This window comes from Methylomonas aurea (assembly GCF_024505045.1).
In the GTDB taxonomy this organism is placed as follows: Bacteria; Pseudomonadota; Gammaproteobacteria; order Methylococcales; family Methylomonadaceae; genus Methylomonas; species Methylomonas aurea.
In genome coordinates this window covers 1-26677 of the sequence record NZ_JANIBM010000047.1, presented here as the reverse complement: position 1 = coordinate 26677, position 26677 = coordinate 1, and the positions used below count along the sequence as shown (strand labels likewise).

The 26677-nt window shown below is 56.5% G+C and carries 26 protein-coding genes; 5 read left to right on the top strand and 21 right to left on the bottom strand.

The features are described from left to right. The 3 genes from NP603_RS20110 to NP603_RS22090 all read left to right on the top strand — a co-directional run. A partial coding sequence (locus NP603_RS20110) for a DMT family transporter (protein ID WP_256612646.1) occupies positions 1–333 on the top strand: 333 nt, incomplete at its 5' end. 26 nt (positions 334–359) lie between these two features. Next, the gene (locus tag NP603_RS20105; RefSeq protein WP_256612645.1) at positions 360–1958 is read left to right on the top strand and encodes a glycosyltransferase family protein; all 1599 of its coding nucleotides are present in this window, start codon (positions 360–362) and stop codon (positions 1956–1958) included. Between the two features lie 43 nt (positions 1959–2001). Next, positions 2002–2454 (top strand): DciA family protein, encoded by a 453-nt coding sequence (locus NP603_RS22090; protein WP_371928919.1) that lies wholly within the window; start codon positions 2002–2004, stop codon positions 2452–2454. Positions 2455–2503: 49 nt separating this feature from the next. On the opposite strand, the gene lpxC is transcribed toward NP603_RS22090, so the two are convergent. From lpxC to NP603_RS20000, 21 genes are all read right to left on the bottom strand, one after another. Next, positions 2504–3430: a UDP-3-O-acyl-N-acetylglucosamine deacetylase gene (gene lpxC, locus NP603_RS20100; RefSeq protein WP_256612644.1), complete on the bottom strand. Its 927-nt coding sequence runs from the start codon at positions 3428–3430 to the stop codon at positions 2504–2506. Positions 3431–3536: 106 nt separating this feature from the next. After that, complete coding sequence (ftsZ, locus tag NP603_RS20095; RefSeq protein ID WP_256612642.1) at positions 3537–4694, bottom strand: cell division protein FtsZ; 1158 nt, start codon at positions 4692–4694, stop codon at positions 3537–3539. A 23-nt stretch (positions 4695–4717) separates the two neighbouring features. After that, entirely contained in the window at positions 4718–5944 is a 1227-nt protein-coding gene (ftsA, locus tag NP603_RS20090; RefSeq protein ID WP_054758926.1) for a cell division protein FtsA, read from the bottom strand. A 21-nt stretch (positions 5945–5965) separates the two neighbouring features. Then, entirely contained in the window at positions 5966–6706 is a 741-nt protein-coding gene (locus tag NP603_RS20085; protein ID WP_256612641.1) for a cell division protein FtsQ/DivIB, read from the bottom strand. Continuing rightward, positions 6696–7646 carry a D-alanine--D-alanine ligase gene (locus NP603_RS20080; protein ID WP_256612640.1) on the bottom strand — a complete coding sequence of 317 codons (951 nt, stop codon included), beginning with the start codon at positions 7644–7646 and terminating at the stop codon, positions 6696–6698. Before NP603_RS20080 ends, NP603_RS20085 begins: the two co-directional genes overlap by 11 nt. Then, a complete protein-coding gene (murB, locus tag NP603_RS20075; protein WP_256612639.1) occupies positions 7643–8530 on the bottom strand; it encodes a UDP-N-acetylmuramate dehydrogenase in 888 nt (295 codons plus the stop codon). Before murB ends, NP603_RS20080 begins: the two co-directional genes overlap by 4 nt. Then, positions 8530–9981, bottom strand: coding sequence for a UDP-N-acetylmuramate--L-alanine ligase (murC, locus tag NP603_RS20070; RefSeq protein WP_256612638.1), 1452 nt, complete (start codon positions 9979–9981; stop codon positions 8530–8532). The genes murB and murC overlap by 1 nt, the downstream gene beginning before the upstream one ends. Beyond that, the gene (gene murG / locus NP603_RS20065) at positions 9978–11060 is read right to left on the bottom strand and encodes an undecaprenyldiphospho-muramoylpentapeptide beta-N-acetylglucosaminyltransferase (RefSeq protein WP_256612637.1); all 1083 of its coding nucleotides are present in this window, start codon (positions 11058–11060) and stop codon (positions 9978–9980) included. Before murG ends, murC begins: the two co-directional genes overlap by 4 nt. Beyond that, a complete protein-coding gene (gene ftsW / locus NP603_RS20060) occupies positions 11057–12226 on the bottom strand; it encodes a putative lipid II flippase FtsW (protein ID WP_256612636.1) in 1170 nt (389 codons plus the stop codon). Before ftsW ends, murG begins: the two co-directional genes overlap by 4 nt. Next, the gene (gene murD, locus NP603_RS20055; RefSeq protein WP_256612635.1) at positions 12220–13590 is read right to left on the bottom strand and encodes a UDP-N-acetylmuramoyl-L-alanine--D-glutamate ligase; all 1371 of its coding nucleotides are present in this window, start codon (positions 13588–13590) and stop codon (positions 12220–12222) included. The genes ftsW and murD overlap by 7 nt, the downstream gene beginning before the upstream one ends. A gap of 2 nt (positions 13591–13592) precedes the next feature. Further along, complete coding sequence (gene mraY / locus NP603_RS20050; RefSeq protein ID WP_256612634.1) at positions 13593–14675, bottom strand: phospho-N-acetylmuramoyl-pentapeptide-transferase; 1083 nt, start codon at positions 14673–14675, stop codon at positions 13593–13595. Beyond that, positions 14675–16042 (bottom strand): UDP-N-acetylmuramoyl-tripeptide--D-alanyl-D-alanine ligase, encoded by a 1368-nt coding sequence (locus tag NP603_RS20045; protein ID WP_256612633.1) that lies wholly within the window; start codon positions 16040–16042, stop codon positions 14675–14677. The genes mraY and NP603_RS20045 overlap by 1 nt, the downstream gene beginning before the upstream one ends. Next, a complete protein-coding gene (locus NP603_RS20040; RefSeq protein WP_256612632.1) occupies positions 16039–17499 on the bottom strand; it encodes a UDP-N-acetylmuramoyl-L-alanyl-D-glutamate--2,6-diaminopimelate ligase in 1461 nt (486 codons plus the stop codon). Before NP603_RS20040 ends, NP603_RS20045 begins: the two co-directional genes overlap by 4 nt. After that, positions 17496–19223, bottom strand: a complete 1728-nt coding sequence (locus NP603_RS20035; RefSeq protein ID WP_256612631.1) for a peptidoglycan D,D-transpeptidase FtsI family protein — start codon at positions 19221–19223, stop codon at positions 17496–17498. Before NP603_RS20035 ends, NP603_RS20040 begins: the two co-directional genes overlap by 4 nt. Beyond that, entirely contained in the window at positions 19223–19495 is a 273-nt protein-coding gene (ftsL, locus tag NP603_RS20030) for a cell division protein FtsL (protein ID WP_256612630.1), read from the bottom strand. Before ftsL ends, NP603_RS20035 begins: the two co-directional genes overlap by 1 nt. Next, complete coding sequence (rsmH, locus tag NP603_RS20025; RefSeq protein WP_256612629.1) at positions 19495–20424, bottom strand: 16S rRNA (cytosine(1402)-N(4))-methyltransferase RsmH; 930 nt, start codon at positions 20422–20424, stop codon at positions 19495–19497. Before rsmH ends, ftsL begins: the two co-directional genes overlap by 1 nt. A gap of 5 nt (positions 20425–20429) precedes the next feature. Further along, the gene (gene mraZ, locus NP603_RS20020; RefSeq protein WP_256612628.1) at positions 20430–20897 is read right to left on the bottom strand and encodes a division/cell wall cluster transcriptional repressor MraZ; all 468 of its coding nucleotides are present in this window, start codon (positions 20895–20897) and stop codon (positions 20430–20432) included. A 376-nt stretch (positions 20898–21273) separates the two neighbouring features. Beyond that, entirely contained in the window at positions 21274–22275 is a 1002-nt protein-coding gene (locus NP603_RS20015) for an NAD(P)H-dependent glycerol-3-phosphate dehydrogenase (protein ID WP_256612627.1), read from the bottom strand. A gap of 7 nt (positions 22276–22282) precedes the next feature. Then, the gene (secB, locus tag NP603_RS20010; protein WP_256612626.1) at positions 22283–22759 is read right to left on the bottom strand and encodes a protein-export chaperone SecB; all 477 of its coding nucleotides are present in this window, start codon (positions 22757–22759) and stop codon (positions 22283–22285) included. A 24-nt stretch (positions 22760–22783) separates the two neighbouring features. After that, positions 22784–23233, bottom strand: coding sequence for a rhodanese-like domain-containing protein (locus NP603_RS20005; RefSeq protein WP_305891499.1), 450 nt, complete (start codon positions 23231–23233; stop codon positions 22784–22786). Positions 23234–23251: 18 nt separating this feature from the next. Continuing rightward, positions 23252–23563 (bottom strand): ArsR/SmtB family transcription factor, encoded by a 312-nt coding sequence (locus NP603_RS20000; protein ID WP_054758937.1) that lies wholly within the window; start codon positions 23561–23563, stop codon positions 23252–23254. 424 nt (positions 23564–23987) lie between these two features. Between NP603_RS20000 and NP603_RS19995 the strand changes: the two genes are divergently transcribed. Then, positions 23988–25187 carry a murein hydrolase activator EnvC family protein gene (locus NP603_RS19995; protein ID WP_256612625.1) on the top strand — a complete coding sequence of 400 codons (1200 nt, stop codon included), beginning with the start codon at positions 23988–23990 and terminating at the stop codon, positions 25185–25187. Positions 25188–25225: 38 nt separating this feature from the next. Further along, positions 25226–26590, top strand: coding sequence for a S41 family peptidase (locus NP603_RS19990; protein WP_256612624.1), 1365 nt, complete (start codon positions 25226–25228; stop codon positions 26588–26590). Positions 26591–26677: the final 87 nt, after the last annotated feature.

Sequence of the window (26677 nt, the reverse complement as noted above, 5' to 3'; positions counted from 1 at the left end):
CTCTTGTCGGTAGCGGCCCAATTTTTTTTGAAGGTGGGAATGTCTAGCATAGAAGTCAAACAGGCATTGGCGCAACCAATGACTTGGCGGTTGCCCTGGGTCGTAGCAATGAACAAGTTTGTGATCCTGGGATTTGGCTTTTACGGTATCGGTGCGGTGGTTTGGCTGAGAGTACTATCGGCTTGGGATGTTAGTAAGGCTTATCCGTTGGTAGGGCTGGGATTTGCTGTGACGGTATTAATCGGAATGTTGATGGGCGAGAGCGTGACCGGGCTAAGGGTGTTGGGTGTCTTGTTGATTTGCGAAGGTGTTTGGCTGGTCGCTAATTCGTGATGGCTAAGATTTGGAAACATAGCGGTATGAGAGAACTAATTCTGTCGCAGACACAGAAGAGCAGTTATTGGTTACTGCTGGCTATTAGCTTGCTCATCTCTGCGCACCTGTATTTTCATGCGCCAATTTTTCCTTATAGCCCCGATAGCGCCAGCTACCTAGAGCGGGCGAGGAACTTGAAAAGCGCGGGCAATTTGCTTGACATACCGTACGGCATTATTCCGGGGGATGTGGATCAGATCGAAAATCACTTGTTTCCTGTCGGTTATCCATTGGTATTGGCGGCGATTTCAATGTTTGGCGTCGATCCTAAATACTCTTCGCTCGCGATTGGCAACTTGTCGAGTTTGTTATTGCCGTTCATGTTGTTTTGGGCATTTCGGCGCAGCGTGGGTAACGATTCGATGGTCCTGGCGATTGTGTGTTTGAGTGTGTTGGCGCCTGGGTTATTGGTCAACGCTCCATACGCTCTAACCGATGTTTTTTCCTTATTGTTGGTGGTTGGGGCTGTTGGTTGTTTGTTGAGACTGGAAAGTGCCGCGGGCTGGTTTTTAGCCGGGATTCTTGCCGGTGTGGCCTACTCGGTCAGGAACGCCAATTTGGCTCTGCTAGCCGCCCTGGCGGTATACGCATGCTATTGCTGGAAATCTTCTAGGCAAGCGGAACGTCATGTCGTCATGCGGCGCACCTTGGCAGGGGTATGCGGTGTGAGTTTGGTTGCGTTACCTATGCTGCTCAGAAACTTTTGGGTGTTCGGCGCGATGAATCCTTACCAGATGGAGCCGAGTACGATCGGCTTGGTGGAGAATATCCGGACCTACGTTGAAGCGATGGTGACGGATGTAACCGCTTGTAAGGAATGTGCCCGCTTTATTGCGTGGTCAATCCCAGGGTTGTTGGCGATCTTTCTGGCATTTTTGTCCGCGCTTTTTTGGCTGTACCGTTTCGGTTGGCAACTGATGGGGAACTCGCAGCGAAATGCGGTATTTTTTGCCGGGGTTTATTTTGCGTTGGGTTCAAGCATTGTAATTCTGGCTCGTACCCGATATCAGTGGGGGGAGCCGATAAACTTACGCCATGTGTTCCAATACACGCCATTTTTATTGGTGACCCTACTGTGCATCATCCAACATCTTTCTTGCAGGGTGCAGAAGCTTTTTACGGCGGTTTTGCTTGGTCTTTGCGTATTCCGAGCGGCGTATGGAATTGATGCGGCTAATTTTGTTTCGAAAAACCCGCATTTCTATTCCAATTTGCAAAATGCGCTCAGTTCTGGGCAACCCCATCTCTGCTCAGCGAAGCCCGATGTATTTCTGGCCTCGAATTGGGCCTATTTGTTCCGGATCGAATGCGGCGTGAGGGCCAGAGAAATCGAAGGGCTAGACATGCGAGAGGGAGGGGCGGCCAATCCGGTTGGTCCGGGCGCTTCGCTTATGGATATCGTTTTAACAATCCGGAGTAACGTCCAAAAGCGACCGGTCCGGGTAGGTCTGTTTCCTGGCCGCTTCGGCGTCGATGAAGGGGATTTGCCGATCTCCAACTCCTTGCAACACGAGTTATCCCAAGAGGGGTGGGTCGTGGTTCAGAACGCGCCAAACAGTTTGTTGCTCGAATTGCCTCAATAGCGTTTAAGAGGGGCGTCGGCACTGAGTATCACTGATTAATCAAATGTTATTCAAATCCGTATCGAAGTTTCAGATTCAATCTTTGCTACCATGCGTCGAGCAAATCGCTCGCCAACAAAAGTTGCTAAAGATGATAAAAAATGTGTTGCCGCCTCAGATTGCTTCACATGCAACGCATTGCGTCGTCAGCGGACACAGGTTATCGGTTTATACCGATTCAGCCAGTTGGGCGTCCCAAATTCGGTTTTTTAGCAACGATATTTTGGATGAATTGCGGGAGCGGGGGGAGGCATCTCTGGTGAGATTGCAAGTGCGCGTTTTGATATCCGCCTGTCGGCAGACGAAAGCAGGGCGAAAACCGCGTTTACCCTCTGAGGAAACTATTGATTTACTTTGTCTCAAGCCGGAGAGTGGCAGGGTGGACGATCCATTGGCACAGGCCCTGATGAAATTGGGAGCAACGCTAAGGCGGAGGGCAGCCGATCGGGCGGGGTAACTCCGCCTGGTTTGGGCCTGCCAGGCGGCAAAACATTTATACGAAGGAACTAGCCGGTTGCTCTGGCAGATGACTGCGCTGAATGCAAGAAAGAAATCGGTGCATCTTCGGCGTTTTCGAAGGTGACCTTTTCCCAGGCGTCGGTCTCGTTCAGTAGCGTCAATAACAATTTATTGTTCAGGGCATGGCCGGATTTAAACCCTTGGTATTCGCCGATCAGGCTGTGGCCCAGCAAATACAGATCGCCGATCGCATCCAGAATCTTGTGTTTGACGAATTCGTCGGCATAGCGCAGGCCGTCCTCGTTCAACACCTTGTCGTCGTCGACCACGATGGCGTTATCCAGACTGCCGCCCAGCGCCAGATTATTTTCCCGCAAAAACTCGATGTCTTTCATGAAACCGAAGGTGCGGGCTCTGGCCACTTCCTTGACGAAAGTCGTTGTCGAAAAATCCATCACCGCGGTTTTCAAATGGTCGGAAAAAGCCGGATGTTCGAAGTCGATCGTGAAAGTCACTTTAAAGCCTTCGAACGGCAGAAAAGCCGCCCATTTGTCGCCGTCCTCGACCCGGACTTCGCGTTTGATCCGGATATATTGTTTGGGCGCATCCTGTTCGGCGACGCCGGCCGATTGCAACAAAAATACGAAAGGTCCGGCGCTGCCGTCCATGATAGGCACTTCGGCGGCGCTGACGTCGACGATCGCGTTATCGATACCCAGACCGGCCAGTGCGGACAGCAAGTGCTCAACCGTAGAGACCTTGATGCCGTCGCGTACCAACGTGGTGGACAATTTGGTTTCGCCGACATTTTCTGGACGAGCGGAAATCATGACCGGCGCTTCCAAGTCGACGCGGCGGAAGCGGATGCCGGTATTCGGCTCGGACGGGTGCAGAGTCAAATAGACTTTGTCGCCGGTGTGCAAGCCGACGCCGGTGGCTCTGATCGTGTTCTTTAAAGTACGCTGTTTAATCATGAAATGCCGAGAATATGTAAAACAAGGCGGGGGAGTCTATCACAGATTGGGCGATAGCTCCCCCCGAACTTGGTGGGCTGCCTGAAGTGCTAAGCGGCGGAAATGCTTAGTCCGCTTGGCGACGCAGGAAGGCCGGCACGTCCAAATAGTCCAGATCGACATCGTTTCTCGGCTGGGCGCCGAAACGCGACTCTCTGGTCGATTCTTGTTTCTGCTGGCGGATCACGGTCGGCTTTTCCAGTTGGCCGTAATCGACTTCGCCGGCGGCCACTTTTTTCACCAGACTGATCGGAGCGGCGTGTTTGGCTTTATCGCCCATGCCGGTCGCAACCACGGTGACTTTGATTTCGTTACCCATGGCCGGATTGACCGCCATGCCGATTTTCATGTCGGCGTCTTCGGAAGCGAATGCATGCATGATACTGCCGATTTCGTCGAACTCGTTCAGGCCCAAGTCGCCGTTGGAGGTGACGTTGACCAGGATGCCGCGCGCGCCTTGCAGATTGTTGTCGTCCAGCAGCGGGCAGGCAATGGCTTTTTCCGCCGCCAAGCGCGCCCGGTTTTCGCCGCTGGCGACGCCGGTGCCCATGATCGCGCTACCCATGTTGGACATTACGGTACGTACGTCGGCGAAGTCGACGTTCATCAGGCCCGGGTGGGTAATCAGTTCGGTAATGCCCTGTACCGCATCGCGCAATACGTCGTTGGCGGCACGGAACGCTTCCACCAGCGACTTGTTGTTGCCCAGGGTCGGCAGCAATTTTTGGTTCGGGATAATGATCAGCGAATCGACCAGTTTCTCAAGTTCGCGCAAGCCGGCGTCGGCCACGCCTTTTTTCTTGGAACCTTCGAAGTCGAAAGGTTTGGATACCACGGCAACGGTCAGTACGCCCAATTCCTTGGCTACTTCGGCGAATACCGCAATCGCGCCGGTTCCGGTGCCGCCGCCCATACCGGCGGTCAGGAATACCATATCGGCGCCGGCGATGACTTCGCGGATGCGGTCGCGGTTTTCTTCGGCCGCGGCTCTGCCGATTTCCGGCCGGGTGCCGGCGCCCAAGCCTTTGGTCAACTCCACTCCCAGTTGGACGATGGATTCGACGTTCATTTCCCGCAGGGCTTGGGCATCGGTATTGGCGCAGATGAACTGTACGCCGTCGATGCCGTCGGCTGCCATGTGGTTGACCGCATTGCCGCCGCCGCCGCCGACGCCGATCACTTTAATCACAGCACTGCCGCTGCTATCCAATAGTTCATATTTCATATTCACGCCCTCCAGACAAAAGTTTAAAAATTACCTTGAAACCAGCTTTTTATTTTCGATAACAGATCGGCGCCGTCATCGTTTATACCTAACGCCCGGCCGTGATGATCCTTGCCGTATAGCAACAGACCGACCGCGGTCGAATAAATCGGGTTTTCCGCCACATCGGTCAATCCTGACACGTGTAACGGTACGCCCATCCGAACCGGCATGTGGAAGATTTCCTCCGCCAATTCGACCAATCCCTTCACTTGGGAGCTGCCGCCGGTGATTACCATGCCGGCGGCGATCAGATCTTCATAGCCACTTCTTCTTAATTCTGCTTGCACCAACAGCATCAACTCCTCGTAACGCGGCTCGACGATCTCGGCCAGGTTTTGCGCCGAGATTTTGCGCGGCTCGCGATCGCCGATGCTCGGCACGTTGATGGTTTGCTGCGGATCGGCCAATTGCGTCAACGCGCAGGCATACTGGCGCTTGATGTCCTCGGCATTTTTGGTCGGCGTGCGTAACGCGACCGCGATGTCGTTGGTGACCTGGTCGCCGGCGATCGGAATGACCGCAGTGTGCTTGATCGCGCCTTCCGAAAAGATCGCCAGGTCGGTGGTGCCGCCGCCGATATCGATCAGACAGACGCCCAGATCCTTCTCGTCGTCGGTCAATACCGCCGAACACGAAGCCAATTGCTCCAGCACGATATCGTCGACGTCCAACCCGCATTTGCGGATGCATTTGACGATGTTTTGTTCGGCGCTGACGCTGCTGGTGACCATGTGTACCTTGGCTTCCAGGCGGATGCCGGACATGCCGATCGGCTCCTTGATGCCTTCCTGCTGGTCGATCACAAACTCCTGCGGAAGGATGTGCAGGATTTTCTGATCGGCCGGAATTGCCACCGCTCGCGCCGAATCGATCACCCGGTCGATATCGTGCTGGGTCACTTCCTTTTCCTTGATCGCGACGATGCCGTGCGAATTCAGGCTTTTGATATGGCTGCCGGCGATGCCCGCGAACACCGATTTGATCTGGCAGCCAGCCATCAATTCGGCTTCCTCGACCGCGCGCTGGATCGAATGTACGGTCGATTCCAGATTGACGACGATACCTTTCTTCAAACCTTTGGACGGCGCTGTGCCGATGCCGATCACTTCGATTTCGTCGCCGCCGCGGTATTCGCCGACGATGGCCGCGACCTTCGACGTGCCTATGTCCAATCCCACTAAAATATTTCGATCTGTCTTTTTGGCCATTGTTGTGTGCTCAGTAAGCGTTTAAATCAGGTTTTTATTCTTTTCCGCGATTGCTTTCCAATCGATAGCGGCGGCGTCGGGTTTCCAGGTCACGGCAAAGCCGTTCGGATAACGGGTGTCCACGCTCGCTATCATGGCGATTTGCTCTTCGCCCAATAAATCCATGGTTTTCAAAAAGCGCTGCATATTCTCCAGCGGCGCCTTGCGGCCCAATTGCATTTCCATGCCGTTGGCCAATTTAATCCGCCAAGCCCGGCGTTCATTGACGTGGAACTCGGCCAATTGCATCGATTTATCCTTCAACACGATGTAAACGCCTTTCATGATTTCCAGTAGCTTCTTCTCCTGGCCTTCCGGGCCGGTAATCAACGGCAGGTTTTTGAATTCCTCGATATTGTCCGGAACCAGCAAATCGCCTTGTTTGTTCAATAATGCCGAGTTGCCCCAGCGCACCACCGGCTTCTGTTCGGTGATTTTGATGTGCACCGCATCCGGCCACACCCGTTTTACGTCCACTTTGTCTACCAACGGCAAGGCCTTGATCGCCTGATGGATGGCCTGCATATCGGCGTGGTAGTAGCCCTGTTTCATTTGCGGCGCCAAAACCTGCTTCAAGCGGTCCTTGCTGGTGTATTGGAACGCGCCTTCGATCCGTACGTAACGGATCGGTTGGCTGTGCAGGGCTTTCTCGCCGAAATGCTGCCAACTCCACCAGCCTCCCCCGATCAAAGCCGGGATAAGAAACAGAAACCTAAGCCGCACCTGCCGTTCCCGCCAAGCTGGTCTCCAGGATTCGCCAGACCAATTCTTCGAAACTGATGCCGACCGCCTTGGCCGCCATCGGTACCAGACTATGGTCGGTCATGCCCGGAACGGTATTGACTTCGATCAATTGCATGCGGCCGCTATCGTCGATAAAGGCATCGACTCGGCCCCAACCGGCGACGCCGACAGTCTGGCAGGCTCTCAGCGCCAAGGCCTGCAATTCTCGCTCGCGCTCCGGACTCAGTCCGCACGGACAATGGTATTGCGTGGTGTTGGCGCGGTATTTGGCGTCGAAATCGTAAAACGTATGCGGCGTTTCCAGCCGGATTGCCGGGAGCGCTTCGCCGTCCAACACGCCGATGGTAAATTCCTGGCCCTGGATCCATTGTTCGGCATAGACCTCGCAGCGGTATTGACTGGCGGTCTTCAATGCCGCCAACAGTTCCTCGCGGTTATGCGCCTTGCTCATGCCGATGCTGGAGCCTTCCTGGGCCGGCTTGACGATCACCGGAAAACCCAGCGCGTTGATGCAGGTGTCGATGTCGTGCTCGCCGCTCAACAAAAACCAGCGCGGCGTCGGCAGGCCGGCGCCTTGCCAGCATAATTTGGTGCGCAGCTTGTCCATCGCCAAGGCCGAAGCCAGTACGCCGGAGCCGGTGTAAGGCAAGCCCATAGTCGCCAATACCGCCTGCAACACGCCGTCTTCGCCGCCGCGGCCGTGGATGATGTTGAACACCCGGTCGAAGTTGCGTCCTGCCAGCGCATCGATCGGGCTGCCGGTCACGTCTATTGCGGTGGCATCGATGCCTTGGGTTTGCAAGGCCCGATACACCGCATTGCCGCTGTTCAACGACACTTCGCGCTCGGCGGCGGAACCGCCCATCATCACCGCGACCTTGCCGAATGCGGCGGGATCTTTAATCCGTAAGGGCCTCATGCTTTGTCACCTACCCGGCAAACTTCGGTCTGCAGACTGACGCCGAACTTGGTTTGCACTTGCGTTTGAATATGTTCGATCAGGGCTTCGATATCCGCCGAACTGGCGTTACCCTGATTCTCGATAAAATTGGCGTGTTTTTCCGATACCACGGCGCCGCCTACCGCGAAACCTTTCAAGCCGCAGGCTTCGATCAGCCGCGCGGCATAGTCGCCGGGCGGATTCTTGAACACCGAGCCGCAGGTCGGCTTGTTGGTCGGTTGGGTCGCATTGCGTTTCTCCAGCAGCGACTTGATGTGCTGCTGGCTGGCTTCGCTATTGCCTTTGACCAATTTCAGTTGCACCGACAGGAACCATTCGCCTTCCAGGCCTTTGACCGAGCGGTAAGCGACTTCGAACTCGCCGTGATCGCGCTCGATCACTTCGCCGCGGGCGTTGACCATTTCTACCCGGTCGACGATGCGCCAGGTCTCGCCGCCGAAAGCGCCGGCGTTCATTTTCAGCGCGCCGCCCATCGTGCCCGGGATACCGGCCAAAAATTCGGCGCCGGTCAGGCCCAAATCGGCGCAAAAGCGGGCGACATGGGCGCAAGGCACGCCGGCTTCTACGTACACCCGCTCCGAGTCGATCAGCCGCATTTCTTTCAGCCGGTTGCGGGTGTTGATCACGGTGCCTTTGATGCCGCCGTCGCGCACCAACAGATTGCTGCCCAAGCCAAGCCAGTACAGCGGTTCGTCCGCCGGCAATTCTGAGATGAACTCGATCAGGTCCGCCTTGTTTTCCGGAATGTACATGTGCTGCGCCGGACCGCCGACCCGCCAACTGGTGTATTTGGCCAAGGGCTCGTCGGTCAGTAGGGTGCCTTTCCAGCTCGCCGGCGCCATCACTCGCTTCCTCTCAGTTCGGCCAGCGCCTCGGCCAGCTTTTGCGGCAGTTCGGCGGCGATCTGGCCGACGTTGCCGGCGCCCATGGTCAGGATCACGTCGTCTTGCTCGACGATGCCGGCCAGGATCGTGGCCAAATCCTCGCGGTTTTGCACGAATACCGGATCGACTTGGCCGCGCACCCGAATCGAGCGGCTCAAGGCTTTGCCGTCGGCTCCGGTGATTGGCGTTTCCCCGGCCGAATAAACGTCCAGCAAAATCAACACATCGACCCCGGACAGCACTTCGACGAAATCTTCGAACAGATCGCGGGTGCGGGTATAGCGGTGCGGTTGGAATACCACGACTTTACGCCGACTCGGCCAGGCTTGGCGCAAGGCTTCCAAGGTGGCGGCCAGTTCGCGCGGGTGATGGCCGTAGTCGTCGACCAAGGTCAGTTTGCCGCCGGCGAAATCGACGTCGCCGTTAATTTGGAAGCGGCGGCCGACGCCTTTGAATTCGGCCAAGCTTTTCACAATAGCGGCGTCGTCCACGCCCAGCGCGGTAGCGATCGTGGTCGCCGCCAGCGCATTCAACATGTTGTGCCAACCGGGCAAATTCAATGTGACTTGCAGCGGCGGCAGGTTGCCCCAGCGCAGCACGGTGAAATGGGTGCGCAAACCGTCTTGTTTGATGTCGACCGCGCGGACGTCGGCATAACTGCTGACGCCATAGGTTTTCACCGGCTTCGAGATGTTCGGCAGCACGTCGCAGACGCCCGGATCGTCAACGCACATCACCGCTAGACCGTAAAACGGTAGCTGGTGCAGGAATTTCAGGAAGGTGTCCTTCAGCTTGCTGTAACTGCCGCCGTAGGTCTCCATGTGGTCCTGGTCGATATTGGTGACGATCGCCATCATCGGCTGCAGGAACAGAAACGAGGCGTCGCTCTCGTCGGCTTCGGCCACCAAATATTTTCCCAGGCCTAATTTGGCATTGGCGCCGGCACTGTTCAGACGGCCGCCGATGACGAAGGTCGGATCCAAACCGCCTTCGGCCAGCATCATCGTGGTCAAACTGGTGGTAGTGGTTTTGCCGTGAGTGCCGGCGACGGCAATGCCGAAGCGGAAACGCATTAGTTCGGCCAGCATTTCCGCGCGCGGAATTACCGGAATCCGGTTTTCGTAGGCCCTGACCACTTCCGGGTTGGTTTTGTCGACCGCGGTGGAGGTGACGACGACGTCGACATCGGCGACGTTTTCGGCCTTGTGTTCCAGATAGACTTTGACGCCCAGATTCTGCAAACGGTCGGTGACTGCCGATGCCTTGATGTCGGAGCCGGATACGGTGTAGCCCAGGTTGCTCAACACTTCGGCGATACCGCTCATGCCGGTGCCGCCGATACCGACGAAATGGATTTTGTCGATGTCGCCCAAAGCCTGATTGGCGGCGGGAATATTGGGACGGTTCATCGCGCGGCCTCCGCTTGGGACGCGGCCGTCGCCGCGCAAATATCGGCCACGGTTTGGGTGGCGGCGAGTCGGGCCTTGGCTTTCGCCGCCCGGCTCATGGAATGTAAGGATGTCATGGCTTGGGCAATGGTTTTACGCAGGTTTTCCGCGTTCAATTCGGGTTGCGGCAGCAGCAAAGCGGCGCCGGCGTCGGCTAAAAATTTGGCGTTCGCGGTTTGGTGGTCGTCGATGGCATGTAATAACGGCACGAAGATCGCCGGCAATCCGGCTGCCGCGACCTCGCTGACCGTCATCGCCCCGGCACGGCAGACGATCAGATCGGCCCACCGGTAAGCGGCGGCCATGTCGTCGATAAAGGCCGCCACTTCCGCCTTTAGGTTCGTCGATCGGTAAGCGGCTGCTACCTCGGTTTGCATCGCGGCACCGGTCTGGTGCTTGATCTCCAGATTGGCGAATGTCGCCAATGCGGCTGGTACGGTCTCGTTCAATACTTTGGCGCCCTGGCTGCCGCCCAGTACCAAAACTCGCAGGTTACGGCCGGCGTCCGGCGTCCATGCCTGTTTGTCCGGCAGTGCGCTGAAGGCGCTGCGCAACGGGTTGCCGGTGCATTCGGCACCGACATTCGGCGCAAAACTGGCGGGGAAGGCTTCCAGAATTTTGTTCGCCGCCAGTCTGGCCAGCCAACGGTTGGTCGTGCCTGGCACTCGGTTTTGTTCGTGGATCACCAGCGGAATACCCAGGCTCTTAGCCATCAGGCCGCCCGGGCCGGCGACAAAGCCGCCCATGCCCAAAACCACGTCCGGCCGGCGCTCGCGCAAAATGCGTTTGGCTTGGTGGCAAGCTTGCACCAGTTTGACGATACCGCCGACTTTGGCCAACAAGCCTTTGCCGCGCAGGCCAGCCACAGCCAGCCAGTCGATATCGATGCCGGCTGCCGGTACCACTTTGGCCTCCAGGCCGGTCTGGGTACCGAGCCAACTGACCTGCCAGCCGCGCGCAGCCATTTCCTGAGCCACCGCCAGCGCCGGAAACACGTGGCCGCCGGTACCGCCTGCCATGATGACGATGCGGCCGCTCATGCCAGTTTCCCCTTGACGTTGCTCTTGTTGTGTTCGGTCACTTCGTAATGGATCCGAAACAACACCGCCATCGCCCCGCACATCACGATCATACTGCCGCCGCCGTAACTCATCAGCGGCAGGGTCAGGCCTTTGGTCGGCAACATGCCCATGTTGACGCCCATATTGACGAAGGACTGAAAGCCGAACCAGATACCCAAGCCGTAAGCCGCGAGCGAATTAAAACGCAGGCCGGCTTGTTCTGCTTGTTCGCCGATCGCAAACGCGCGAATCACCAAGGCACTGAACAAGCCGATGATGACCAGCACGCCGACCAAGCCGAGTTCTTCACCGAGTACCGAGAACAAGAAGTCGGTATGGGCTTCGGGCAGATAAAACAATTTTTGCAGGCCGTTGCCCAGGCCGACGCCGAAGAATTCGCCGCGGCCGAACGAAATCAGGGCTTGGGTCAACTGGAAGCCGGTGTCCTTGGCGTCGGCCCAGGGGTCGAGGAAACTGGTGACCCGCGCCAAGCGGTAAGGCGAGACGATGACCAACATGACCGCCAGGCCGGCGACCAGAGCCAGCAGGATCACAAATTGCGAAATCCGCGCCCCGCCCAGAAACATCATGCCCATCGCGATGATCAGAATCACGACGGCCGAGCCGAAATCTGGCTCCAGCAGCAGCAATACGCACGCCACCGAAAACAGCATCAGCGGCTTAACCAAACCGAAGGCGGAACGGCGCACATGTTCGGCGTGGCGGGTAACGTAACCGGCCATGTAGATCACCGAAATCAACTTGACCACCTCGGAGACTTGAATCCGCAAACCTAAAATGGACAGCCAACGGATGCTGCCGTTGACCTTGACGCCGACGCCGGGAATCAGTACGACCAGTAGCAGGGCCAGGCCGGCGATGAACAGGGTTTGCCCCAGTTTTTCCCAGCTTCTCATCGGCACGTTCAAGACAAAGCCGGCAAAGGCCAAGCCGAAGGCGATGTGCGCCAATTGTTTGAACGGATAATGAGAGATGTCGTCCGCCATCTTCACGCCCAGGTGCAGCGACGACGAGGTCACCATCATGAAGCCGATACCGAGCAGGCTGAAACAGGCCAGCATCAGTACCGGATCGGTATGCAAACGGCTTTGCCGAGGCTTCGGTGCAGGCGTAGGCTTCAACATGACGGCAGCTCCATCACCGCTTCGGCGAATTTATTGCCGCGATCGACGTAACTGCGGTATTGGTCGAGACTGGCGCAGGCCGGCGATAACAGCACGCTGTCGCCGGCATCGGCCAGGCTGGCCGCGGTTTTTACCGCTTCTTTCATGTTGCCGGCGAATTTGACCGGCACGCAATCGTGCAAGGCATCGGCGATCAGTTGCGCATCCTTGCCGATCAAGACCACGGCCTTGGTTTTCTCGCGCACGGCCGGCGCCAATTCGGCCATGTCGGCACCCTTGGCGTCGCCGCCGGCGATCAGTATCACTTTACGCTCGTAGCCTTGCAGGGCGGCGACGCAGGCGCCGATGTTGGTGGCCTTGGAGTCGTTGATCCAGTTGATGCCGGCTTTTTCGGCCACCTTCTGCATCCGGTGCGGCAGGCCTTTGAAGTTGCGCAGCGCGGTGCACATCGCGGTCATGCTCAAGCCGATGGCGCTGCCCAAGGCCAGGGCGGACAGGGCGTTGGCTAGGTTGTGCGAACCTTCCAGGCGTAGGTGAGAAGCCGGCATCAATACTTGATCGCCGTGCATCAGATTGACGGTTTCGCCGCGTTGCAGATAGAAATCGGCAGGGCCTTGGATCGAAAACGTCAATGCCGGCCGGTTGGCGTCGCGCATCGCCATGACCAGCGGGTCGTCGGCATTCAGAATCATCGTGCCGTCGCCGCGGAATATGCGCTGTTTTTCGGCGGCGTAGCTTTCGATGCTGGCGTGGCGGTCGAGATGGTCGGGACTGACGTTCAGCACGGTAGCGGCTTTGGCGTTCAAGGCACGGGTGCGTTCCAATTGAAAACTGGACAGCTCCAGCACGTATAAATCTGCATCCTGTTGCAACAAGTCCAGCGCCGGCGTGCCCAGATTGCCGCCGATGGCGGTTTTCACGCCGGCGGCATTGGCCATTTCCCCCAGCATCGTTGTCACCGTGCTTTTGCCGTTCGAACCGGTGATGCCGATGATCGGCTTGTCGGTGGCGCAGGCGAACAAATCGATGTCGCTGATCACGACGACTCCGGCCCGCACCGCTTTTTGGATCGCGGTTTCGTGCAAGGATACGCCCGGGCTGACCAGGAGATGAGTGGCAACGTCCAGCGCCGCTTGGTCGAAGCCGCCGGAAAACACCGGTACGTCCGGCATTTGTTCGCGCAAGTTGTCGATCAGCGGCGGTTGCTTGCGGCTGTCGACCACGGCGAACCGGATCGGGGTTTTTTGCAAAAATTGCGCGGCCGAATAGCCGGTTGCGCCGAGGCCGACGATCAGCAGCCGGGCGTTGGCCGGATCCAGCTGGAAATGGTGTTCGAGATTGGCAAGTAGTTGCACGGTATCCATGGCTATCTCAGTTTCAATGTCGCCAGGCCGATCAGGACCAAAATGACCGAAACGATCCAGAAACGGACGATGATGCGCGGTTCGGGCCAGCCTTTCAATTCGTAATGGTGGTGAATCGGCGCCATCAGGAACACCCGTTTTTTGCGGGTTTTATAGGAGGCGACCTGAATGATCACCGAAATGGTTTCGACCACGAAAATGCCGCCCATGATCACCAGTACGATTTCCTGGCGCACCAACACCGCGACGATGCCCAGCGCGGCGCCCAGCGCCAGCGCGCCGACGTCGCCCATGAACACCATGGCCGGATAGGCGTTGAACCAGAGGAAACCGAGGCCGGAGCCGATCAGCGCGGCGCAGAACACCACCAGTTCGCCGGATTTGGGGATGTGCGGTATCTGTAGGTATTGAGCGAAATTGGCGTGGCCGGACAAATAGGCGAAGATTGCCAGCGCGGCCGAGATCATCACGGTGGGCATGATCGCCAGGCCGTCCAGGCCGTCGGTCAGATTCACCGCGTTACTGGAGCCGACGATGACGAAATAGGTCAGCACGATATACATCCAGCCCATGTCCAGCGTAACGTTCTTGAAAAACGGTACGATGAATTGGGTTTCAGCGGCGACTTGAGCGGTGTTGTAGAGATAGATGCCGGCTCCCAGTGCGACCACCGATTGCCAGAAATATTTGGCTTTGGCCGACAGGCCGACGCTGTTGCCGAGCAGCACTTTCTTGTAATCGTCGATAAAACCAATTACGCCGTGCGCCAGCGTCACCAGCAACACTACCCAGATGTAGCGGTTGCTCAGATCGGCGCAGAGCAGGGTGCTGATCGCAACCGCGAACAGGATCATTGCTCCGCCCATGGTCGGTGTGCCGGATTTGGAGAAATGGCTTTGCGGACCGTCGTCGCGCACGCTTTGACCGATTTTTTTACGGGTCAGCTTTTCGATCACCATCGGACCGCTCAATAGCGAAATTGCCAATGCGGTCAACACGCCCAGGATGGCGCGGAAGGTCAGGTAGTGCAAAACCCTGAAGCCGCTGTCGATACTGCTTAAAAAGTCTGCGAGTAAAAGTAACATTATGCCGCTCTAAAATTGTCGACCAGCGCTGCCACCACGTTTTCCATTTTTTGGGCGCGCGAGCCTTTAACCAGTAAAGTTTCCCCGCCGCTCAGTTCCGCGGCCAGGTCTGCAATCAATTGTTCCTGCGTGTCGTAATAACGGGCGCCGGCGCCGAAGCCGGCGACGCTGTGGCGGGCCAATTCGCCGGTGGCGAACAGGCGCTTGGCGCCCATGGCTTTGACAAGTTCGCCCATCTCACGGTGTATTGCCGGACTATCCGGACCCAATTCGCCGAATGCGCCCAAAGCGACCCAGAGCTCGGTCCGACTGCAGCCGTTGATGGCTTCCAGAGCGGCGCGCAGCGAACTCGGATTGGCGTTGTAGGTGTCGTCGACGACGATGTTGTTGCGGCGGCCGCGTAACGGTTGCATCCGGCCGACCACCGGCCGCAAGCCTTCCAGGCCGGCTTTGATGGCGTCGAGCGCGATGTCGAATTGCCGCGCGACCGCCGCCGCCGCCAACGCATTTTTGACGTTGTGGGCACCGGCCAGATTTAAGCGAATGGCAATGCTCTCGCCGCCGGTTTGCAACTGAAAGCGGGTGGCGAAGCCGTCGGCGTCCAGGCCGGTTTCGATTTGTTCGGCGCGCACGTCGGCAGCGGGGTGGAAGCCGAAACTAACCGATTTGCGCGGGCCGGCCAGAGCGAGCCAGAAGTCGTAGAAGGCGTCGTCTCGGTTCAACACCGCGACGCTATCCGGGTTCAGGCTTTCTATGATCTCGCCCTTGGTTTTGGCCACTCCGTTCAGGTCGCCGAAACCCTCGATATGCGCCGCACCGACGTTATTGATCACGCTGACGTCGGCTTGGGCATAGCGGCTGGTATAGGCGATTTCGCCGATGTGGTTGGCGCCCATTTCGATCACGGCATAACGGTGGTTGGCATCGAGTTTCAGCAAGGTCAACGGAACGCCGATGTCGTTGTTCAGGTTGCCTTGAGTCGACAAGGTGGGACCTTGGGTGGCGAAAATCGCCGCGATCATTTCTTTGACCGTGGTTTTGCCGTTGCTGCCGGTGACGCCGGCAACTTTGACCGGCAATTGCCGGCGCCAGTAGCCGGCCAATTCGGCCAGCGCCAGGTGGCTATTGTCGACCACGATTTGCGGCAGAGCGGATGCGCAGGCGCGTTCGACCAGCAGCGCTGCGGCGCCGGCCTGTTGCGCTGGGCCGATAAAATCGTGGCCGTCGAAATTCTTGCCTTTCAAGGCCAGATAAAGTTCGCCGGGTTTCAGCGTGCGGGTGTCGATGCTGACCGACTCGACACTGCGGTCGGCTCCGGTCAGGCTGCCGTTGACGGCTCGGGCGATTTCGCTGAGCAGCATTTTCATGGTTTGCGCCACTCCGCCAATGTTTTTTCCACCAGCGCGCTATCGCTGAACGGCCATTTTACGCCGGCGATTTCCTGGTAATCTTCGTGGCCCTTGCCGGCGATCAGCACGCAATCTTCCGGGTCCGCTTGTTGTATGGCTGTGTTTATGGCTGTGGCTCTGTCGTTAATTACGGTTATTTTTTCGCTACGGCAGCCGGCCAAAATGTCGGCGACGATGGCGGCCGGAGCTTCGCTGCGCGGATTGTCGTCGGTGACGATGACCTGATCCGCCCAGGTCTCGGCAATTCGGCCCATTTCCGGGCGTTTGCCTTTGTCGCGGTCGCCGCCGCAGCCGAACACCAGTCGCAACCGGCTGTTGCCTTTGATGGCTTTCAAGACTTTTTCCAATGCGTCCGGACTGTGGGCGTAGTCGACGAAAACGGTGGGCTTGCCCTGGCCGCCGAATTTTTCCATACGGCCGGCGATTGCCTTCAGTAGCGCCAGGCGTTCCACAGCGGTTTCGAAGCCAATGCCCTGAGCCAGCAAAACGCAGATTACCGCCAGCAAGTTTTCCAGATTGAATCCGCCGACAATGCCGCTGGCGGCTATCAGCCGTTGGCCGCGCCAGACCGCGTCGAATTCGACGCCGGCAGCGCTGAAGCGTGCATTTTCGGCCACGACGGCTTCGCAGCCCGGCGCAGTCCGGCCTTGGGCGCTAAAGGTCCAGACCTTTACGTTCTGGTCGATACTGGCCAATACTTCCGGGCTGTTGGTATCGTCGAGATTGACCGCGGCAAATTTCAAGCCTGGGGTTTTGAACAACGCCAGCTTGGCTTGCAGATAGCTCTGCATATCGCCGTGGTAATCCAGATGGTCTCGGCTCAAATTGGTGAATACGGCACCCTTGAATCGCACTGCGTTGACCCGGCCTTGCTGCAATCCATGCGAGGACACTTCCATGGCTACTGCGCGTTTGCCTTGGGTGGCCAATTCGGACAATATCCTTTGCACTTCCAGCGCGTCAGGGGTTGTGTTCGCGGTCGGCTGTAACTTGCCAAATTCGCCCCAACCCAGAGTGCCGATCACGCCGCAATCCGGCAGCGCCTGCGCGAGCAGTTGGCTGCAAGTGGTCTTGCCATTGGTGCCGGTGACGCCGATCACATCCAGTTGTTCCGAAGGCCGGCCGTAGAAACGGGCGGCGATCTCGCCCAGCCGGTTCGCCAATCCGGCAACGGCAAACAGCGGCGCATCGAGCGGCGTTTGTAAGTGGGACGCACTCTGCTGCGGCTCGAATACCACAGCTTTGGCGCCGCGGCTGATCGCCTGCGCGGCATGGGTCAGGCCGTGTTGCCGGGAGCCGTTCAAGGCGATAAATGCGTCGCCTGCGCGCGTGCAACGGCTATCCAGGCTCAAGCCGGTTATCTCCGCGTCCGCAGCTATATCTGTTAGTCCGTTCAGCAATTCGCTCAGCTTCATCGTTTGCTCAACAGTAAGTGCATGTTCTCCATGCCGTCCGGCTCGACGCCGTAAACTCTCAGTGCGCCGGCCATGACCCGCGAGAAGGCCGGAGCGGCGACCAGACCACCGTAATATTGGCCGCTGGTCGGCTCGTCGACCACGATCGCGATGATGAAACGCGGATTGCTGGCCGGTGCCATGCCGACGAAGACCGACAAGTATTTATCGTCGGCATAACCGCCGGCGGTGGCTTTCTTTACGGTGCCGGTTTTGCCGGCCACCCGGTAACCTTCGACTCTGGCTTGGTACGCCGTGCCTTCCTTGCTGATCACGTGCTCCAGCATTTCCCGAACTTTTCTGGCCGTTTCCGGCTTAAACACCCGTTGTGCGTCCGGATCTTCGTCGCGCTTCAATAGGGTCACCGAATGAATGATGCCGTCGTCGGCCAAGGCGGTGTAGGCTCTGGCCAGTTGTAAGATCGAGGTGGATACCCCGTAACCGAACGATAAAATCGCTTGGTCGAATTCGTGCCAACCCTGGTAATCCAGCAACGAGCCGCTGGCCTCGCCGGGGAAGCCGACGCCGGCCGAGGTGCCGAAGCCCAGTTTGTTGTAAACCCCCCAAAAATACTCCGGCGGCATGGTCATTGCGATCTGGGTGACGGCGATATTGCTGGACTTTTGCAAGACGTGGGTCAAATCCATCGTGCCGTAGTTATGCACGTCTTTGACCACGTTGCGGCCCAGGTGGTAAACGCCGTGAGTCTCGATCATCACATTCGGATGAATGTAGCCGCCGTCCAGCGCCGCCGCGATCACGAATGGCTTAACAGTCGAGCCGGGTTCGAAACTGTCGACGATGGCCCGGTTGCGATAACGGTTGCTGCTCAATTCTTTCCTGTTGTTCGGGTTGAATGCCGGCTGGCTGACGCTGGCCAGCACATCGCCGTTTTTCGCATCCAATACCACTAGCGAGGCCGAATGCGCCTTGTTCTGGATCACTGCGTTTTGCAACTCGCGGTAGGCCAGATATTGCAAGCGTTCGTCGATCGTCAAGATCAAATCGCGACCCGGCACCGCCGCTTCGATGTTCTCCACGTCCTTGATGATCTGGCCCTTCCCGTCCTTGATCACCCGTTTTTTTCCGGGTTGGCCGCGCAGAATATGTTCGTAACCGTGTTCGATGCCTTCCTGGCCGATGTCGTCGATATTGGTAAAACCCAACAGATGGCCCGACACCGCGCCGGCCGGATAGTAGCGCTTGAACTCGCGTTCGAAATAGACGCCGGTGATCTCCAGATCTTTGACTTTTTCGGCGATATCCGGATTGATCTGCCTGCGCAAATAAATGAAGCGCTTGTTGGCGTCTTTTTCCTTCTTCAACAGCGTGCGCAGTTCCTTTTCCGGGAAGCCGAGGATTCTCGCCATCGGCGCGATTTTGTCCTGTTCGCTGTCCTTCAATTGCCGCGGATTGACCCAGATCGATTGCACCGGGGTGCTGATAGCCAGCGGTTCGCCGTTACGGTCTTTGATCTGGCCGCGATAAGCGGACACGGAAACCACGCCGACGTGCTGCATGTCGCCTTTGTCCTGCAAAAAATCCTTATCCAGGATTTGCAGATACACGGCGCGACCCACTAAAGAGGCCATGGCCAGCATCATCGTCGATAGCAGCAGTTTGCGCCGTATCGGAAAATCGGTGTTAAGGCGCGACGCTGGAGCGGAACCGGTAAAAATTCGCATTACGGCTTGATATAAATTATTTTGTCCTGCGGCGGCAGAGTCAGCATCAGTCGCGACCTAGCCTCGATTTCAACCCGGTTTTCTTCGGTCAGCGTCGTCAATTCCAGTTGTAGCCGTCCCCACTCGACTTCGTAATCGTCGAGTTCTTTTTCTTTTTTTTGGATCTCGATGAATAGCAGTCGCGATTGGTACTTGCTGTAAATGACGGCAATGCCGGAAATCAGCAGAGCTGCCACCAATATCGTTAGCAGTATGTTTCGTGCAAATACCATCAACGCTTCTCCGCGACTCGCATTACCGCGCTGCGCGCTCTCGGGTTATCGCGCAACTCCTGCGCTTGGGCGCGAATCGATTTGCCGATTTTGCGTAGCTTTCCTTGTTCTATGTCTTGTTCTCTGACCGGCAGTCTGCCGGGGTCGGTTTTCGCGCCCGATTGGTTACGAATAAACCGTTTGACGATCCGGTCCTCCAACGAGTGGAACGAAATAACCACCAGTCGCCCGCCCGGCGCCAGTACGTCGAGGGCCTGCTGCAAACCGGTTTTTATCTGCTCGAGCTCCTGGTTGATTTCGATCCTGATCGCCTGAAAGCTGCGAGTGGCAGGATGTTTGTGTTTATCGCGAAACGGTACGCTCTGTTCTATCAATCTCGCCAGTTCCAAAGTGGTTGCGATCGGTGCCTGTTGGCGTTGGCTGACGATCGCCCGGGCGATGCGTTTGGCAAATCGCTCCTCGCCGTACTCGAATAAAATCCGTACCAGTTCGCTTTCTTCGACGCGCGCCAAATAGTCCGCGGCGGATAGGCCGCGTCCGGTATCCATCCGCATGTCCAGCGGCCCGTCGCGTAAAAAACTGAAACCGCGCTCGGCAATGTCCAGTTGCGGCGACGATACGCCCAAATCCATCAAAATCCCGTCTACCCTGCCGGCGTATCCTTCGCGTCCGACTACGGCAGCCAATTCGGTAAAACTGGCGTGGCGCAATTCGAACCGAGGGTCTTGGCTTAATTTCTCCGCCTCTGCGCTGCCAATCGCTTCCGCATCTCTATCCAGTGCCAACAACCGGCCCGCTTCGCTCAAGCCAGCCAGAATGCCGCGGCTGTGACCGCCGCGGCCGAAAGTGCAGTCCAAGTAGATGCCGTCCGGTTTTATCGCGAGTTGCTCGAGCGCTTCTGCGTATAAAACGGTCTGATGGGCAGGCATCTCCGTCAAAACGACAAAGAGCCAAGTTCTTCAAGGCCCTCGGTATCGTTGCCGTCCATCCATTCCTGTTCTTTCGCCTTCCAGGCGTCTTCGTTCCAGATTTCGAATTTGTTCAATTGCCCGACCAGCACGATGTGCTTTTCCAGGCCGGCGAATTCGCGCAATTTTTCCGGCAGCAACAGCCGGCCTTGGCCGTCCATTTCGCATTCCGAAGCGTTGCCTATGACAAACCGGCGCAGCTTTCCTGCCATTTTGTTTAGGGTTGGCAAACGGCTGATGGTTTGTTCCAGTTTCTCCCATTCCGGTAGCGGGTAAAGCCACAGGCAGCCTGGTTCGCCTATGCATTTGTCGTCGACCGCAACAGTTACAACCAATTGGCGGTCGCAGCACTCCTGTAACTCCTCCCGATAGCGGGTGGGAATCGCAACGCGCCCTTTCGCATCCAAGCTGATTGAACTAATGCCTCGAAACAAATCAAAACCTCAAAAAACCAAAAAAATCCATTTATGCCCACTTTACATCATTTTTGTACCACTATAGTTTTCAAAATGGGCTTAGTCAAGAGGTAGTCAAATTAAATTCTTTCTTTTTCTACAAGGACTTACGCTGACTTGGAGGCTTGGTGGGGGCGGCTGGTGAAGAATGGGGTAAAACTGATTGGTATCAAAAAGTTAATGCCGATTTTTGATGTAAATCGCAATTAATGAGAGCTAATACTTAATTTTATAAGGTGATTTTGCCGAAAAGCCGGATTTGGCGGCTTGCCGGGACTGCTGGGTATTGGAATAAATTGCGCTTGAATGGTCGGCGTTATCCGCGCGGAAACGTAATGGGTGGGTAGGGGCGAATTCAGCCTTGTTCGGGCTTTTGATCCCGGTTAAGCAAGTTCTGTACGGCTTGTTTGGGTGGGAGGTTTTCGAATAGCACGTTGTAAACCTGTTCGGTGATGGGCATTTCGACGCCGTATTTTTGCGATAGCCCGAAGGTTTCGCGGGCGGCGGAGATGCCTTCGACTTCCTGGTTGATTTGCTCCAATGCCTGGGCTTGGTCGAGACCGCGGCCCAGCGCCAGACCAAAGCGGCGGTTGCGGGATTGGTCGTCGGTACAGGTCAGGATCAGGTCGCCGAGACCGGCTAGACCCATGAAAGTATCGGCTTGGCCGCCGAGGCGGGTGCCGAGGCGCATGATTTCGGTCAGGCCGCGAGTGATCAAAGCCGCGCGAGTGTTGGCGCCGAAGCCTAGGCCGTCGGCAATTCCTGCGGCGATAGCCAAAACGTTTTTGCACGCGCCGCCGACCTGGACGCCGATGATGTCGCGACTGGTGTAGACCCGGAAGCGTTGGTTGTGCAAGATGGCGCTCAGTCTTGCGGCGAAAGCGTCTGAGGTGGAGGCGACAGTCACAGCGGTGGGTAAGTCGGCGGCAACTTCGCGAGCGAAAGTCGGCCCGGAAAGGGCGGCGGTCTCGATGTCTTCGCCCAGCGTTTCGGCTACCACTTGGCTCAACAGGGCGCCATCTTGGCCGTCGAAGCCTTTGGTGGCCCAGGCGATCATCGGCTTTTCCGTCAGCAAGGGTTTGATGCCGGCCAAAGTATCCCGAAAAGCGTGGCTCGGCACCGAAATCAATAGGACCGGGCTAAACGCGACCGCCTTGCCGATATCACCGGTGAGTTCAAGATTTGCGGGGAATCGGGCACCAGGCAGGTAACGGGCGTTTTCGCCTGCCTGTTGCAGTGTAGCGATGTGTTGCGGATTATGTCCCCACAGCGACGTGACACAGCCGTTTCTGGCTGCTTGGATCGCCAGGGCGGTTCCCCATGATCCGGCGCCCAGGATACTGATTGACGGCGGCATCCTGCTCTTAATTTAGGGTTTTCGCTTCGGTGTTTTGCGGGGCTTGTTGTGCCTGTTGCAGATGTTGCATGTACAGGGCGTCGAAATTGACCGGGGCCAGGATCAATTGCGGGAATCCGCCTTTGCTAACCAAGTCGGAGATGACTTCGCGGGCGTAAGGAAACAGGATGTTCGGGCAGAAGCTGCCCAGCATAGGTCCCATTTCCTGTTCGGTAAAGCCGGCGATCAGAAATACGCCGGACTGGTTGACTTCGACCAGATAAGCTGTGCTTTCGCCGACTTTGACGGTTACCGTTAGCGTCAGCGAGACTTCGAACATTGAATTTTCGATCGGTAATACGTTGGTGCCGAGATTGAGGTCCAGCGCCGGTTCCCATTTTTGGGTGAATATTTTGGGTGAGTTCGGGGTTTCAAAAGAGATGTCTTTGGTGTAGATCTTTTGAATTATGAATTGCTTTTCGCTGGGTGCGTTATTTTCGGCCATGGTCTTGGTTTGCGGGTTGGTTGGTTAATCTTTGATTTTGCCAAGTTTGATCGGCAATTTGTTGTCTTCCCAGGATTGCATGCCGCCAATCAGGTTGTAGACCTGCTCGAATCCTGCCTTGGTCAGGGTTTTGCAGGCGGCGGTCGAGCGAGCTCCGGTTTGGCAAGTTACGATCATTGGGTGTTTTTTGTGTTTTTCCAGTGCCTGGAGCTGTTCTTCGACTTTGCCCAGCGGAATATTCAGCGCATTCTCGATGTGGCTTTTGGTGAATTCGTGCTGTTCCCGGACGTCCAGAACCACGACGTCGTCGCTGTTCATTTTGGTGACGGCGATTAGCGGCGAAATGTTTTCGTACTTATTGAAGGAATTGGCAACCAAGTCCTGGATCAATAGGAAGATTACGCAAACCAGCGCAAAGACCAGTAAGTAATGGTTGGTGGCAAATTCGATATATTGTTCTATGGGTGCATTCATGTTGGTGGTTTTCGCTGTTTAAACGCCGCAAAATATGCTGCGCATCATTTGAATCAGATGAATGACGCGTTCGTCGTCGATGAAGTAATAAACTCGGTTGGCTTCCTTTTTATAGTCGAGAATGCCTTTATCCCGCAATATCGCCAAATGTTGGGAGATATTGCTCTGGCTGGTCCCGACTTGTTCCACAATATCTTGAACGCTGATCGAGTTGCTACCCAATACGCAGAGGATTTTCAAGCGTAAAGGGTGAGACATGGCTTTCAGGCAGCGTGCCGCGCGGCTGATATCGCTGTCGTCATATTGAATATTATCGTCTTGATCTTCCATTTAGTTACGATAGAGCGTGGCAAAGGCGGCCGTTATTGTGGCCCGCGGCATTTTTCGGATTATGGCGGCTGGCGGTGCTGGTATAATGCCTTGCTTGAGTTTGGAGCGGTCAGGCTGCGAACTTAATCAGCATAAAGAGGCGAGCAAATCTAACAGAGTAGGCTTTATTGTTCAATACCCGGAAATTGAGCCGGCGCAATAAAACGCCAAAGCCTGCCTAGCCGCGGTCCGATTTATTACCTTGAAGCTTGGAGTCCTTAATCTGATGCCAGACCGGTCAAGCTGCGCGCCGCTCGTTCCGAGCCAGTCTGCAGCGCGAAAACAAACCGAATCGCAGCGCCGCCTCGGCAATTTACGGTTTGCCAAATTTAGGCTGATTCGGTTTGAGGCGCTGAGTCGCAGCATTCTTGTGGCCGGTTTGTGGGTGGCAACGAGTCAGCCGTTATCGGCCGATCCGGTCAGGGAAAGAGACTTGGTCGATGTTCAGTCAAAAATCCAGCAAATCGGCGACGAAGTCCGCGATTTGCAGGCTGAAAAACTCCGGGCTTTGGATCAGCTGCAGAAATTGGAGCGGCAATATGGCGAACTGGCTAATAGTCTGCGTTTGCTTAAAGCCGAGATCAGGCAGCAGGAGCAGGCGCTGCAGGAATTGCGCGCCAAAAGCTCCGCGACGCAGCGCAGCATGCACGAGCAACAGCAGGAGCTCGAAGGTTTGATCAAAGCAATTTATGCCATGGGCGGTGATCAGGAAGGTTTGAGGGTGATACTGAACCAACGCGACCCGGCAGTGTCCAGCCGCATGTTGGTTTACTACGATTACATCAGCAAGGCGCGGCTCGAAAAACTCAACGCGGTTGCCGAGTCGTTTCGAGAATTGCGGCAGTTGGAAGCGCAAAAGGATACCGAGGCCCAGCTTCTCCAAGCGTCTCTGGAAAAGAAGCAGCAAGAATCGGATGCGATGCAGGCGCTGAAAAATCAACGTGAAGCCTTGTTGGTCAGGATAGAGCGGGACTATTCGGCCAAGGCTGGCGAGTTGGAGCGCCTGCTGGCGGACGAGAAAAAATTGCAGTCCTTGGTGGCGTCTTTACAGAAAACTGATGATAATGCCGCGGACGAATCTCTGCCTGCGCCCGAGCCGCGAAAATCAGAACCCGTCTCGATTCGGCCGCGGGAACCTTCCAAGCCAATGCCAGCCAGTCCGGTGAGCGAACTCGCAAGCCAGCCGTTTTCGGAGTTGCGCGGCCAATTGCCCTGGCCGGTGCAGGGTGCTGTGACGGCGCGGTTCGGCAGTCGCCGTTATGAGACGACTTGGGACGGTGTTGTCATTAGTGCCAGGGAGGGGGCCGATATACGCGCCGTGACAGGGGGTAAGGTTGTCTACGCAGATTGGTTGCGCGGCTACGGGCTGATGATTATCGTCGATCACGGCAAGGGCTATATGAGTTTGTATGCATTCAATCAAAGTTTGCATAAAAGCGTGGGCGACCATGTTAGAGCCGGGGAGGTGCTGGCCTCGGTGGGGCGGAGTGGCGGGCGGGCCGAAGCAGCTTTATATTTCGGTATCCGCAAGAACGGGCGGCCCGTCGATCCGGAGCAATGGTGCCGTAAACCGACCAAAGGTTAATCATTTTTAGGACACAGGTTGTTGGAGTTTTAATTCAGATGTTAAAAAACAGAAACATATTGATCTTGTTGGTCGGATTTATTTTGGGCGTCGCGCTGAGTTTGTGCGGCAGCGTTTTTGCCGAGAAAGAGGCACCGGCTGCGGCCAAAAGCGACGAGTTGCAGGCATTGCCGTTCGATGAATTGCGCACTTTCACCGAAATTTTTGGCCGTATCAAACAGGATTACGTCGAGCCCGTTTCCGACAAAAAACTTCTGGAGGATGCCATTCGCGGCATGCTATCCGGTTTGGATCCGCATTCGGCTTATCTTGCCAGCGAAGAATACAAAGAGCTCCAAGAAGGCACCACCGGCCAATTCGGCGGTCTAGGCATAGAAGTCGGCATGGAGAACGGCTTTGTCAAAGTGGTTTCGCCGATTGACGATACCCCGGCACAACGGGCCGGTATCAAGGCCGGCGATTTGATCGTTCGTCTAGACGATAAGCCGGTTAAAGGCATGACTTTGGCCGATGCGGTGAAAATCATGCGCGGCGAGCCCGGTAGCGAGATTGTGTTGACCGTGATTCGCGAGGGGGAAGAAGCGCCGCTGAAGTTTGCGTTGACCCGCGATATCATCAAGGTCAAAAGCGTCAAGAACAGGTTGCTGGAAAAAAATTACGGCTATCTGCGGATCAGTAGTTTTCAATCCGGTACCGGCCAGAGTTTGTTGGATGCAATCGACGAGCTGAAAAAGGAAAACGAGGGGCCGTTAAAAGGCATCGTGCTTGATTTACGCAACAATCCGGGGGGTGTGTTAAATGCTGCAGTTGATGTCAGTGATGCCTTTATCGAATCCGGCTTGATTGTCTACACCGAAGGCCGGATCAAAAATTCGGAAATGCGTTTTAACGCTACCCCGGACGACGTGATCAACGGAGCGCCTATCGTGGTGTTGATCAATGGCGGATCGGCCTCGGCCTCCGAAATCGTGGCCGGCGCGTTGCAAGACCACAAGCGGGCTATCATCATGGGTGAAAAGTCGTTCGGCAAAGGTTCGGTGCAAACCATTTTGCCGACCAGTAACGGTGCGGCGGTGAAGTTAACCACGGCGCGCTACTTTACGCCTTCCGGTCGCTCGATTCAGGCCGAAGGTATTGAACCGGATGTGACGCTGGCCAGGGTCAAATTGGCCGCGGTGGATAAGGCCAAGCTGGATACCGTCAAAGAAGCGGATTTGACCCATCACTTGACCAACGGCAATGCCAAACCGGAGAAAAAATCCGAGGACGAAGATGGCGAAGATGTCAAGGATGTGCCGGAGAAGGATGGCGATGCGGCGGAGATGTCCGAGGCCGACATGCGCGACTATCCGTTGCACGAGGCCCTGAATTTGTTGAAAGGGATCAGTATCATGCGCCGTTAACGGTTAAGCGTCGGCCGTCGGAATTTGATTTGGTTCCGGCGGCCTCGGAAAAATAAAAAAAACCCCGGTTGGCTTAGCGCCAACCGG